Consider the following 12,160-nt stretch of genomic DNA (forward strand, 5'->3'; position numbering starts at 1 on the left):
CGTAGCACGGGGCGGGGATTGTAGGAATGTTCCGATGACGATGACCGTAGCCGATATCGACCATGATGCAGGGATGGGACCGCGAGCGCAGAACCCGAAACGACGCAGCTTCACCCAGGAGTACAAGGCGCAGATCCTGGCCGAGTACGACCAGGCCGACCGTAGCGAGCGCGGCGCGATCTTGCGGCGGGAGAACTTGTACTCCTCCCATATCGTTGAGTGGCGCAAAGCAGCCGCAGCCACCCCGCCGGCGGCTGCTGCCGGTGGCCGGGCGCGCGATAGGGAACTCGAGCAGCTACGGGCCCGCGCGGCCCGCGCTGAAGCGGAGCTGGCCCGTACTCAGGCCGCGTTAGACCTGGTGGGAAAAGCACACGCGCTCTTGGAGATGCTCTCCGAGAGCGCGGACACTCCGAAGCAGTCACCACGGTGATCAACCCGTTGGTCGATGAGCTGGCCGAGCATGTCCCGGCCAACAGGGCATGTGAGTTGCTGGGCCGCCCGCGGTCCTCGCATTACCGCAGCAAACTGCCCCCGGTCCAGGGACCCCGGCGGCCACGACCGACGCCGTTGAACGCGCTCTCGGCAGCTGAACGGGCCACGGTCGTGGCAGTTGTGACCAGCGAACGGTTCTGCGACAAGGCCGTCGCTCAAGCCTGGGCGACGCTCCTGGACGAGGGCACCTACCTGTGCTCGATGTCGACCATGCACCGCATCCTCGCAGCACACAACATGTCCGGGGAACGACGTGCCCAGGCCCGCCATCCGGCGAAGAAGAAACCCGAACTGCTGGCCACCGGCCCGGGGCAGGTGTGGTCCTGGGACATCACCAAGATCCGCGGACCGGTTAAGGGCACCTGGTATCACCTGTACGTCATCATCGACATCTACTCCCGCTACATCGTGGGCTGGACCCTCCAGAACCGCGAAGACTCCACCATCGCCGCTGACATGATCGCCGCCGCGATCAGCGTGCACGGGCAACCCGATTCGCTGCACGCCGACCGCGGTACCTCGATGACCTCGAAAACAGTGGCGGCGTTGCTGCTGGACCTGGGTGTAGACCGGTCCCACTCACGCCCGCACGTCTCCAACGACAACCCCTACAGCGAGGCCGCGTTCAAAACCCTCAAATACGCGCCGGTGTTCCCTGACCACTTCGGTTCGCTCGCCGACGCGCGAGCGTTCTGCGAAGGATTCTTTGCCTACTACAACCACGAACACCATCACAGCGGGATCGGCCTGCACACCCCGGCCTCAGTGCACTACGGGACCGTCACCGAGATCCGCAGGCAACGACAAGCGACCCTCGACGCCGCGTACCAGGCCCACCCCGAACGCTTCGCGAACCAGCGACCGGTCCCACCGAAACTCCCCACAGCGGCCTGGATCAACCAACCCCAACCGGAGGCCCTGATACAAAGCGCCTAACCATGACCTGTCTCAAACACCTTGACATCTTCCGACTTGCTGATCCCTGGCGTCACACCGAGTGCGGCGACGAGGTTGTTGACGCGTCGCGTTCAGACGCCGTGCATGTACGCCTCCGTGATCACCGCGTGCAGGGCTTTGTCGGGGTTCGAGTAGCGACTTCGAAGAACGGTCCCGACCGCAGTGTGGGGATCTTGACCTCAATGTCGGCGGAGGTGGTCGAGGTCGTCTTCGATCGGTGCCCATTGCGGTGTGTGGTCTGGATCTCGGTGCGTTCCTAGCGGCCGGCTCCGGAGGAATGATCAAGACCTGTGGATCTGGGAGGGCGTGCCTTCCCGCAAATATGATCCCGGTAGTCACTTGATCAAGTCAGCGTTGCAGCGCTGGCGGAAAGGCACGCCTCGTGCTCACGGTAGTCAACACCAATGAAGGTTCCAACCCGGCCGACGATCAGAGCCGCTCGATCCTCGATGAGATCGTGCGTGACGGCGCCCGACAGATGCTTGCCGCGGCGCTACGCGCGGAGGTGGCCGCCTACATCGACCAGTTCGCCGATCAGGTCGACGAGAACGGGCACCGACTGGTAGTCCGTAACGGGTACCACAACGCGCGGGAGGTGATGACCGCCGCGGGTGCGGTCACGGTGAAAGCACCGCGGGTCAATGACAAGCGTGTCGACCCCGAAACCGAGGAGCGGCACAAGTTTTCGTCGAAGATCTTGCCCGCGTGGGCGCGTAAGAGTCCGGAGATCTCCGCGGTGCTGCCGTTGCTGTATCTACATGGGCTGTCCTCGGGTGATTTCGGGCCGGCGCTCGAGCAGTTCCTGGGGTCGGGCGCCGGACTGTCGGCGGCCACGATCACCCGGCTGACCAAGCAATGGCAGAAAGAGGCCGCCGCCTTCGCCGACCGGGCTATCACCGCCGACTATGTGTACCTGTGGGTCGACGGTATCCACCTCAAGGTGCGTTTGGAGCAGGAGAAGCTGTGCCTGCTGGTGATGATCGGGGTCCGCGCCGACGGCAAGAAGGAACTCATCGCAGTCGCTGATGGGTATCGGGAATCGACCGAGTCGTGGGCGGATCTGCTGCGGTCGTGCAAACGCCGCGGCATGCCGGCGCCGGCTCTGGCCGTCGGGGACGGGGCGCTCGGCTTCTGGGCCGCGATCCGGGAGGTGTTCCCCGACACGCGTGAGCAACGATGCTGGTTCCACAAACAAGCCAATGTTCTTGCTGCGCTACCGAAATCAGCCCACCCCAACGCGATCAAGGCGATGCAGGAAATCTACAACGCCGAAGACGAACACCACGCCCGCCAAGCGATCACCGCGTTCGAGAAAGCCTACAGCGCCAAGTACCCGAAGGCCGTGGCCAAGATCGTCGATGACGACGACGTGCTACTCGAGTTCTACCGGTACCCGGCCGAACACTGGATACATCTGCGCACCACCAACCCGATCGAGTCCACGTTCGCGACCGTGCGACTGCGGACCAAGGTGACCAAAGGCCCCGGATCACGGGCCGCCGGCATCGCGATGGCCTACAAGTTGATCGAGGCTGCCCAATCGAAATGGCGGGCGGTCAACGCACCGCACCTGGTGAAACTGGTCCGTGACGGCGCCACCTTCGAAAAAGGCAAACTCGTCGAACCCGACCCCAACTCAGACTCCGAGGAGGCCGCCTGAAACTCGCCCATCCACAGGTCTTGACAATAACTCCCGGCTCCGAGGGTTTGAGCGGCTTCGGCTTAGACCTGAATAGTCGGCCCGGAGTGTCGTTGTCGACCTGGTCAACTAGGAGCCGGAAGGGATTGACACCACAGCCATGCACTATGTGTGGTCCTCCTCATGACCCAGGCGGACACCCGACCTGCCCAACTCCCGTACTCCGTCGACGAGTTGACCCCCGACTGGTTCAGTACCGTTCTGACCACGCCTGACGGAGTGATCGGCGTGACCGGGGTCGATGTATCCCGGATCATCTGGGGCTCGGCGACCAAGGTCTTCGCCTCTCTTGAATTCGCCGTGAACGAACGTGATATCCCGTCGCAGGTATGCGTCAAGGGTGGATTCGACGAGCGGAGTCGTGCGTACGGATTGGGGCCTGCCTACGAGCTCGAGGGCAACTTCTACCGGGACCTGGCACCGAGGTTCACTGCTGAAGTGCCGGCGAGCTTCTATTCGGCGACCGAGCACGACCAGGGCGTGATCGTCATGGAAGACCTGACGGCGCGTGGCGCCGAGTTCGGCCAGGCGACGGAGCTGTGGTCGGTGGACGACATCGCGACGACGCTGGAGGTCCAGGCGAAGTGGCACGCGGCACTGTGGGGGAGCAGCAAGGGCGAGCGCGCCTGGCTTCCGGTGGGCGCCAAAGCTGCTCGCGATGCCTTCACCGTGATGCTGAGTCCAGAGGTCCTTCATCCAGTGATCGAACGTCCAGAGGTTCCGGATCTGTCGGCGGGCCTTCGTGAGGACGCGCGAGTGCGCGCGGGTTTCGCGAAGCTGTGGGAACACGACGACGCCGCCACCCATACGATCAATCACGGTGATGCGCACTTCGCCCAGTTGTATCGGGTACCCGGAAGTCGCCGGCATTCCTCGACTGGCAGGCGGCATGCCTCGCGCCGTTGGCTCACGACGTGTCGTACTTCCTCGGGTCGGCGCTGACGATCGAGGACCGGCGAGGCCGTGAGTGAGAGTTGTTGCGGCACTATATCGATGCGCTCGCCGGTCATGGCGGTCCGCAGTTGGATGACGAATAGGCCTGGTACGAGTACAGGTTGCACACGTTGCACGGCTTTGCCTGGATGTGCGTCCCTACCGTGATGCAGCCGTCCGAAGTCGTCGAGGCGATGGCGCACCGGTACGGCGCTGCCCTGGAAGATCACGACCCGATCGGGATGTTGCTGGCATGATCGCCTCCGGCCGGGTGTCGGCGGCCGAGTGGTGGAAACTCAGTTCGACCAGGAGTCTGGGCAGTGGGGGACGGCGCGGACCATCTCAATCAGGGGCTCAGCGCGTTCTTCCAGCCATGTACGGCCAGGCCGAAGTTGGCAGGCTCGTCTACTGACTGGCGCAAAGGCTCTCTCACTGTGCACAGAACTCCTTGAGGACCACGACGAACGTCTGCGCCCTCGCCGTCACGCGCTGCGGTCAGTTGCCTTTTGGCTTAAGTGCCACGTTTCGTGATGGGAGGATTGCAGCGGGAAGCTGTCGGGTGACAACGCAGTGGGGAACTATGGCAGGTACGACCGCTCGACAATGCTGGCGCGAGGCTGTGCTGGGTAGTGGGCTACTGGTAACCCTGCATATTCGATCCCTGCATATTCCGGTACGGACGCGACAACGTTGTAAAGTCTTGCCACGCAACTCGTTCGGTGTTCAGTGACGCTCCGAGTTTCAGGACTGAGCTCGGGCCACCGACGTGGACGTCGAACTCTTCGCCTTGATGGCCGTTCCAACCCACCGATGCAGGAATGCGCGTAGCTCGTTTGGAGGACGAGGAGGGGCGCCCGGGTCGACGAGGAGTGATTGGACGAACCGGAGCATGACTTCGACGAGCTCATTCATGTCGGCGTCCGTCCATCCAAGTCCGACCCAGTCGATCGGAAGGTGGTCGACGATCACGCGTCCTATGGCGATGGACCGGGTAGCGGTGACCTCGGCGGTGAGTTCTGTGTTGTCCGGGTGAGCGAACAACAGGGCGAATCGGCGATTATCTTGAAGGCGCTCGAAGGTAAGGGCGACTGCCTCGACTATCGCGTCTGAAGGTTCGGTGAGACCTTCAAGTGACCGCGTCAAGTCGTCGAGGAACTCGTTGGTGGCGTGTTGAGCTGTCGCGACGAGCAGCGCTTGGCTGTTGGGAAAGTACCGGTAGACGGTCTGGCGAGCGATACCCAGCTTCTGTGCGACCTGGCGGATGTTCACATCGGTTGCACCTGACTCCATCAGCTCTCCGGCGGCGGCGATGATGCGTGTCGCGGCCTCGTCGTCGTCGGCCGGGGGAATCAGGCCGGCCCATCCATGTGTACGCACCTGCCCATTGTGTCGTGCTCGTCGATTCTGGTGGCGTATTGGATCGTTGGATCGCCGAAACGACTAGACATAGAACGTGTTGCATGTATGGTCGTCGACAAGGCACTGGTGACGAGAGGACCTGGCATGACGACGTTCGAGAACCCCGCCCCGAGCACGGGACCGGCCGCCAGTCCGTTCGGACCGGAGCTCACTCGACGAGCATTGGACCTGGCAGTCGCCAACACCACGGACATGGCCGAGTCGACACTGCGGGTGCCCCTGTCGTATTACCGCGATGACAAGATCGCCGAGTACGAACGGAACCAACTGTTGAGGGAGACGCCGCTTCCTCTGCTGGCATCGGCTCAGATCCCGAAGAATCATGACTATGTCGTGCGCACGGTGCTCGACGATTCGTTGCTGATCACCCGTGACCGTGACGGGCAGGCTCACGTCTTCTTGAACTACTGCCGCCACCGTGGCGCGATGCCGGCTTGCGGGGCAGGGAACAGCCGACGATTCACATGCCCGTACCACGCATGGGTTTACGACAACAATGGACAGCTGCGCGGGATTCCGGGCAAGGCAGGGTTCGACGACGTCAATCGGGACGAATACGGTCTGGTCGAGCTACCCAGCGAGGAGCGTCACGGATTAATCTGGGGTGTCCTCAACGCCGATGCGCCAATGGATCTGGACACGCACCTGGGTGAGTGCGGTGCCGAACTCGCACGGTGGAACTACCAGGACTACCAGTACCACGACGAGCGATCCCTGAACTCCGCCGTCAGCTGGAAGGGTGCGCTCGAAGCCTTCGCCGAGGGTTACCACTTTCCATTCGTCCACGGCAACAGCGTCATCGGACAGAACACCATCGCGAACACCCACGTCTACGACGAGTTCGGCCCGCACCACCGTATCGGCTTCCCGTTCAACTGGGTTCGGGACCTCGAGGGTATGGAGCAAGACGACTCGTGGGATGACCCGACTGCGCAGATGGGCATCATCTATTGGGTTTATCCCAACCTCATCCTGGCCAACAGTCCTGTAGGAGTCGAGGTCATCGACATTCTGCCGGGTGATTCGGCCACGAGTTGCGTTGTGCGGCACAGTTGGATGGCGAAGTACCCTGCGGAGAGTCCTGAGCAGGTGGAGATGTATGCCGGCATATTCGCACAGGTTCATGCCGCTGTTCGGGACGAAGACTTCGCGATGCTCCCTCAGTGCGGTGAAGGAGTGCGCCGCGGGCAGCATGACCACATGGCCATCGGGCGCAACGAAATCGGCGTGCAGCACATGATCCGGGTGATGGCCGACAGGATCGGGATCTCTCTGACATGACCTCTGATGTCGCGCCGGCACCGGGGGAGGGATGAGCGCAGTCGACTGGGGTCGCCTGGAAGGTGATCTCACCGAGGAGATCGTCTCTGCGGTCCGGGAAGTCACGACGCGGTCTGCGGGGTCGGCGGTGTACGGCGCTGCGCTGACCGATACTCATGCGCGGGACATGCTGTTCCTCTGGCCAGCCATCCGGGTGGCCACAGGCGTACCGGATTGTGCTGTGGCTGATCGGGGATGGGACGTCGATAGTTGGCCGGTGCAGGTCGACTGGTCAGGCAGGGGTGACAAGTGGGCTGAGACGCTGACCGCTTCCGTTGGTCTTGGTGACTACCTCTGGGATTCGGTCACCGCCCGGTTCCGCGAGAGTCTGGTGAGCGCATCCCGCCGCGCGACTCGAGCGTTGATCAGATCTGGTGCCGTCAACGAAGCGTTCGCGGTCGTAGTCCACGATCCGGATGATCCCGTTGCCGCGATGAAGAACTCACTCACCGTCGAGCAACTTGCAACGCTGTTCCCGGAGCTGTACCAGCTCGCGGAGATCGAGGACCAACTTTCTCGACTCTCGGAGCCTGAACAAGTCGAGCAACTGGTCGAGATACTCGTACACGCCGATTCCCGCGAACAACATCACCTGGCGCACCGTCTGTTGGTTGCCGCCGGACCGACGGCTGTTTCACGCGTTGTCGCCGCGCTGGGCCTGCTTCCTTCGGAGGCGGCCGCGTCGGGTGGTATCGATCGCGTTCTTGACGTCTTGCTCGCGATCGGCGAGGTTGACGATCAGGCCGCCGAGCGAATCGTTGCGTTTGCAGAGGTTCCGACGACAACGGCAGAGGTTCGAGCGCGTACCGTGTCCGTGCTGAGTGCCGGCGGCCAGACCTGTAGAGCAATGAATCTCCTCGCGGATCTGCCGGACAATCTAGCTGGCAGGGCGGTGAGTGCTCCGTACGTCGATGGCGAGCGAAGATGTCGGCTCGACTACGCACCGATTCGTGAAGTTCTCGCTATGCGCCCGGAGCTGGACGAAGTGATGGCTGCAGAACTCACGTCCGATCGGATCCAGGACATAAGGCACGAAGACCTACGGACAGCTGCGGATGCGCTGGACTCACCGTCGCGCTTCATCAGGCGGCACGCGTCGATCGTGCTGCTGTCGTCTCACCTGTAGGACTGTCGGTGTCGGCTGACATCGCAGTTGGGAGGAATGACGCCAACCGGGGCGGCGGGGACGTTCAGCGTCGACGGGCTGGTGGCCGAGGCCTCGGTGGCCGATTACGACGCCTTGGTGCTTCCGGGCGGGACGGTGAACCCCGACAAGCTCCGGGTCGAACAAGACGCTGTCGCGTTCGTCCGCGACTTCGTCGAGGGCGGTAAGCCAGTGGCGGCGATCTGTCACGGGCCTTGGACGTTGATCGAGGCCGGTGTGGTCACTGGTCGCACCCTGACGTCCTTCCCGAGCATCCGCACGGACCTGCGCAACGCCGGCGCCGACGTCGTCGACCAGGACGTGGTGGTCGACAAGAATCTCATCACCAGCCGCTCGCCCGACGATCTGTCGGCGTTCTGCGACGCGATCGTGTCCCAAATCGAGGGCACTTCGGTACAGGAAGAGGTGTCGTCATGAGTGTGACAAAGGGACTGCTGGTCAGGTTCGACGCGTTGCCCGGGAAGGAGGACGAGGTGGGAGACTTCCTCGACAGCGGCCCCTTCTTTGGGGCTTGTTGTCCGCGTACACCCTGATATGTCGTTTTGGGGACAGGTTCACGTGTAGGTCGGTGTTCGGCGTTCCGTAGTCGTCTGCTGAGGTGGGTGGGCCCCCCTGGGAGTCGTCTTCCGGCAAGTTTACGATTTGCGCGGCTCGGCCGTACGAATTGTCGATAGCACACGTCGCCGCTAGTCGGCCCTGTGTCGTCTTGGGTGCCCCGCGTCAAAATTTCTGGCAGGCCGGTTGTGAGGGCATGATCGGCGTCTGATTTCAGGAGGCTGACATGACCGAAGGCCCAGATCGTGTTGTCGGTGTCGTCGGGTGACGTGCAACTCGGCATCGTTAGCGTTACATAAGGTCGGGGTTACCGGCGGGCACGCAGGAGCTCGTGTCCTACGCAGTCCGGCTGGTCTTGATGGAATCGTGAATGGCGCCGGTGGCTTCTCTGGGACGGTTGGCCGTGTGGATCTGGGTGGCATTCGGGAGTGCTGGTAGATGGGCAGCCCGGTTCAGCGCAGTTTGCGCAGTGGCGGCTAGCAATCGTGCGAAAGTGTCGGCCCGCCGTGCCGGGGACGGCGGCGGAGGAGCGCTTTCCCCGCGAGGCGAGCCGGGCGTTCGCTCTGAGACCACCTGATTCTGAGCGCTTTCGCGAGTAGTGGCGTACTGCCACCAGACCTACAGTGCGCGTACAGGCAGTTTCCAGGAACGGCTGTCAGATTGGTGCTCACACCCCCGACGCCTACGAGCTAGGAGCAAGCACCATGAACCACGTCCCTGAAGCTGACCGGACCCCGGATGGGCCGGTGTACGAGGGCCGTCTGCTGGCCCGCCCAGACGATGAATTGGTCGATCAGGGCGCGGCTTTCGACGCCAAGACTTTGGTCACCCGCCGACGGATGCTGGGCCTGGTCGGAGCGGGAGTCGGCGCGGTCACTCTCGCCGCCTGCTATCCGGGCAGTTCCAGCTCGAGCAGTGCCGGCTCGGTGTCTGGTTCGACGACCACCACCGCTGCCTCCGGGTCCTCGATTGCTGAGATTCCCGAGGAGACCAACGGCCCCTATCCGGCTGATGGCACCAACGGTGTCAACGTGTTGCAAGAGTCCGGAATCGTGCGCAGTGATCTGACGTCCAGCCTTGATGGGGGAACGACCGTTGAGGGCGTGCCGTTTGAGCTCACGTTCGTTGTCACTGACATGGCCAACGGCAACGTCCCCTTCGCGGGTGCGGCGGTCTACGCGTGGCAGTGTGACGCCCAGGGCCTCTACTCGATGTACTCCCAGGGCGCTGAGGACGAGACGTACCTACGCGGCATCCAGGTCGCTGACAGCAATGGCGAGTTGACCTTCAAGACCATCGTTCCGGGCTGCTACACAGGCCGATGGACCCTTCGCAATCGCGCGCCCGAGAGGATTACCATTGCGCTTCCTGCGTCGTTCAGGGGTGTCGTTGAGAAGAACGTTCAGTTCGCGAAGTGCCTCGAAGATGTTCGGGTCCTCGAACCGGTCGAGGTCCTCGAATATCACGATGTCTTTTGGCTCCTGTGCAAAGAAGTGCACGATCTCGTCTATGTACTTGTCGAAGAAGGATTGTGGCTTATCCGAGAGGGTTAGTGCAGCACCACCGGCAGATACGTCCTTCACGTCGTACCGTCCGTAAGTCAGCATCCTAACCACGGCTCCCAAGGCCGTTACGAGTCCAATTGCTGCTACCCAGGCAGTTGTGCGCAACCACGTCGGATCTTCTGGAGTGGGCCACTTTAGTTCAGGTAGTGCACCGAAAATGTATGCCAGACCGGCGAGCGGTAAGACCACTGTCGCGGATTGCGCGAACGCTTTGCGCCGACTCAGAACGGCGATCTTGTTGAATCGCGAGTTCTTCCCGACCTTCTCTGAGGCTCCATAGAGTAACTGTTTGACTATCTCCTTCTGTATCCGATTTGTCGTGCTCTCACCGTTCTCGCTCGGTGCGAGGGTTGAAATTGCGAGCCGCAGAACAGCTTTCCTGTGCCGGTCCTCAAATTCGTTGAGAACGCTTGATTTTCCTGCACCATAGCGGCCTGTTAGAGCGATATTTAGGTTGTTCGGATCTTTCACCGCCTGTTCTAGGCGCCTCAAGTAAGTGCCGTGATAGTGGCTCTTCCTGATTGAGAGTGCCCGAATGGGTGTGCGAGTCCACTAGATGTAGGTCCGATTCGGTGGTGAGCCGCTGGGCTCGTGGCGGGTCCTGTGGTGTGAAGATGAAAGCTCTCACACACCCATCCGAACACCAACAGGACCCATGACGCAGCGTAGCGCTATTGCCGACACGATTTGCCGCACGATCGAACTCGGCGTCACGATCACCGATGCCGCCATCGACGGCGAGGACCGTACCCACTTGTTTTGCCAGCTCCTGGACCCGAAGAACACCTGCCCGACGTGCGGGCAGGCGGGTCGGCTGCGTGATCATGTCGACCGTGAGGTCGCCGATCTGCCCATCGTCGGGCATCCGACCCGGCTGCACCTGTCGGTGCCGCGCTATGTGTGTGCCACCACCGACTGCACGACGTCGGTGTTTCGTGCCGACATCAGCGCCATCGTGGCGCCGAGGGCGCAGGTCACCCGCCGCACCACCACCTGGATCATGCGAGCGATGATCAGCGACAAGATGAGTGTGAAGGCCGTCGCGGCTGCGGTCGGGTTGAGCTGGAACACCGTCAACACCCTCGCCCTGGCCGCGGTCAAGAAGCTGGCTGCTGCACCGGCCCGGTTGGCCGGTGTGCGGGTCCTCGGGGTCGATGAGCACAAGTGGAAACACGTTCGCGGCAAGGGTGATCCGAATTTCGTGACCGTCCTGGTCGATCTCACCCCGATCGTGGATGGAACCGGCCCGGCCCGGTTGCTGGATATGGTCGCCGGCCGCTCCAAAGCCGCGCTCAAAGACTGGCTCGGCGCGCGGGATCAGGGGTTCCGCGACCGGATTCGGGTGGTCACGATGGACGGGTTCACCGGGTATCGCACCGCCACTGCCGAAGCCCTCGACAAGGCGCGTGTGGTGATGGACCCCTTCCACGTCGTGCATCTGGCAGCGGAGAAATTGACCTTGTGTCGTCAACGCGTGCAACAAGATACGTGCGGGCATCGCGGTCGATCCGGGGATCCGCTCTACGGCATCCGTCGCACCTTGTTGACCCGGATCGGGTTGCTCACCGACAAGCAGAAGACTCGGCTGCGCGGCGGCCTCGATGCCCGCGAGGAGCACGTGGCCGTTGCGGTCACCTACGCGATCTACCAGGAGTTGATCGATGCCTACGAGCAACCCACCAAGCGGGACAGCAAGATCGCAATGTACAAGCTGCTCAAGAAGATCAAGACCGGCGTGCCCGCCGGACTATCAGAGCTGGCCCAACTCGGGCGTTCGTTGTGGTCACGACGGGCCGAGATCCTCGCCTACTTCGACACCGGCGCCTCCAACGGCCCAGTCGAAGCCATCAACGGGCGCCTCGAGCATCTGCGCGGCATCGCCCTCGGGTTCCGTAACCTCACCCACTACATCTTGCGGTCACTCATCCACTCCGGCCAACTCGCAGAAAGCCTGCGCGCACTCTGAATTAGGAAGAGCCGTGATAGTTTTCTTCGTATCTTGGACTGAGTGTTTGCAGCGGCTTTTCAGCCGATTTTGTGTCGGCTGCAATCTCG

The 12,160-nt window shown here is 62.4% G+C and carries 9 protein-coding genes and 2 pseudogenes; 9 read left to right on the forward strand and 2 right to left on the reverse strand.

Annotation, left to right across the window (positions count from 1 at the left end; translation table 11 throughout):
• Positions 1 to 34 precede the first annotated feature (34 nt).
• On the forward strand, positions 35 to 430 hold the full coding sequence (locus tag Q9K23_RS25105; RefSeq protein WP_187343542.1) for a transposase: 396 nt from the start codon (positions 35 to 37) through the stop codon (positions 428 to 430).
• Positions 427 to 1,428 carry an IS3 family transposase gene (locus Q9K23_RS25110; RefSeq protein ID WP_305950331.1) on the forward strand — a complete coding sequence of 334 codons (1,002 nt, stop codon included), beginning with the start codon at positions 427 to 429 and terminating at the stop codon, positions 1,426 to 1,428. The genes Q9K23_RS25105 and Q9K23_RS25110 overlap by 4 nt, the downstream gene beginning before the upstream one ends.
• A gap of 17 nt (positions 1,429 to 1,445) precedes the next feature.
• Here the strand turns inward: Q9K23_RS25110 and Q9K23_RS25115 are convergent.
• A pseudogene (locus tag Q9K23_RS25115) lies at positions 1,446 to 1,726 on the reverse strand (transposase); the annotation flags it as partial.
• A 105-nt stretch (positions 1,727 to 1,831) separates the two neighbouring features.
• On the opposite strand from Q9K23_RS25115, the gene Q9K23_RS25120 reads away from it, so the two are divergent.
• Positions 1,832 to 3,109, forward strand: coding sequence for an IS256 family transposase (locus Q9K23_RS25120; RefSeq protein WP_053778630.1), 1,278 nt, complete (start codon positions 1,832 to 1,834; stop codon positions 3,107 to 3,109).
• Positions 3,110 to 3,271: 162 nt separating this feature from the next.
• The gene (locus Q9K23_RS25125) at positions 3,272 to 4,090 is read left to right on the forward strand and encodes a hypothetical protein (protein WP_020791330.1); all 819 of its coding nucleotides are present in this window, start codon (positions 3,272 to 3,274) and stop codon (positions 4,088 to 4,090) included.
• Between the two features lie 732 nt (positions 4,091 to 4,822).
• Here Q9K23_RS25125 and Q9K23_RS25130 read toward each other — a convergent pair.
• A complete protein-coding gene (locus Q9K23_RS25130; RefSeq protein ID WP_020789542.1) occupies positions 4,823 to 5,458 on the reverse strand; it encodes a TetR/AcrR family transcriptional regulator in 636 nt (211 codons plus the stop codon).
• 126 nt (positions 5,459 to 5,584) lie between these two features.
• On the opposite strand from Q9K23_RS25130, the gene Q9K23_RS25135 reads away from it, so the two are divergent.
• From Q9K23_RS25135 to Q9K23_RS25155, 5 genes and pseudogenes are all read left to right on the forward strand, one after another.
• Complete coding sequence (locus Q9K23_RS25135; RefSeq protein WP_082365845.1) at positions 5,585 to 6,781, forward strand: aromatic ring-hydroxylating dioxygenase subunit alpha; 1,197 nt, start codon at positions 5,585 to 5,587, stop codon at positions 6,779 to 6,781.
• 31 nt (positions 6,782 to 6,812) lie between these two features.
• Positions 6,813 to 7,946, forward strand: a complete 1,134-nt coding sequence (locus Q9K23_RS25140) for a hypothetical protein (RefSeq protein WP_020789538.1) — start codon at positions 6,813 to 6,815, stop codon at positions 7,944 to 7,946.
• Between the two features lie 54 nt (positions 7,947 to 8,000).
• Positions 8,001 to 8,402: pseudogene (locus Q9K23_RS25145) on the forward strand (DJ-1/PfpI/YhbO family deglycase/protease); the annotation flags it as partial.
• Positions 8,403 to 9,244: 842 nt separating this feature from the next.
• Positions 9,245 to 10,093, forward strand: a complete 849-nt coding sequence (locus tag Q9K23_RS25150) for a hypothetical protein (RefSeq protein WP_082365846.1) — start codon at positions 9,245 to 9,247, stop codon at positions 10,091 to 10,093.
• 667 nt (positions 10,094 to 10,760) lie between these two features.
• Positions 10,761 to 12,071 carry an ISL3 family transposase gene (locus Q9K23_RS25155; protein WP_305950137.1) on the forward strand — a complete coding sequence of 437 codons (1,311 nt, stop codon included), beginning with the start codon at positions 10,761 to 10,763 and terminating at the stop codon, positions 12,069 to 12,071.
• Positions 12,072 to 12,160: the final 89 nt, after the last annotated feature.

This window comes from Gordonia sp. NB41Y, from assembly GCF_030718915.1.
Taxonomy (GTDB): Bacteria; Actinomycetota; Actinomycetes; order Mycobacteriales; family Mycobacteriaceae; genus Gordonia; species Gordonia desulfuricans.

Excerpts from the sequence above, each read along its gene's own strand:
- Q9K23_RS25140 (WP_020789538.1), top strand. The coding sequence starts at position 6,813 with ATGAGCGCAGTCGACTGGGGTCGCCTGGAAGGTGATCTCACCGAGGAG.
- Q9K23_RS25155 (WP_305950137.1), top strand. The coding sequence starts at position 10,761 with ATGACGCAGCGTAGCGCTATTGCCGACACGATTTGCCGCACGATCGAA.
- Q9K23_RS25105 (WP_187343542.1), top strand. The coding sequence starts at position 35 with ATGACGATGACCGTAGCCGATATCGACCATGATGCAGGGATGGGACCG.
- Q9K23_RS25150 (WP_082365846.1), top strand. The coding sequence starts at position 9,245 with ATGAACCACGTCCCTGAAGCTGACCGGACCCCGGATGGGCCGGTGTAC.
- Q9K23_RS25135 (WP_082365845.1), top strand. The coding sequence starts at position 5,585 with ATGACGACGTTCGAGAACCCCGCCCCGAGCACGGGACCGGCCGCCAGT.
- Q9K23_RS25125 (WP_020791330.1), top strand. The coding sequence starts at position 3,272 with ATGACCCAGGCGGACACCCGACCTGCCCAACTCCCGTACTCCGTCGAC.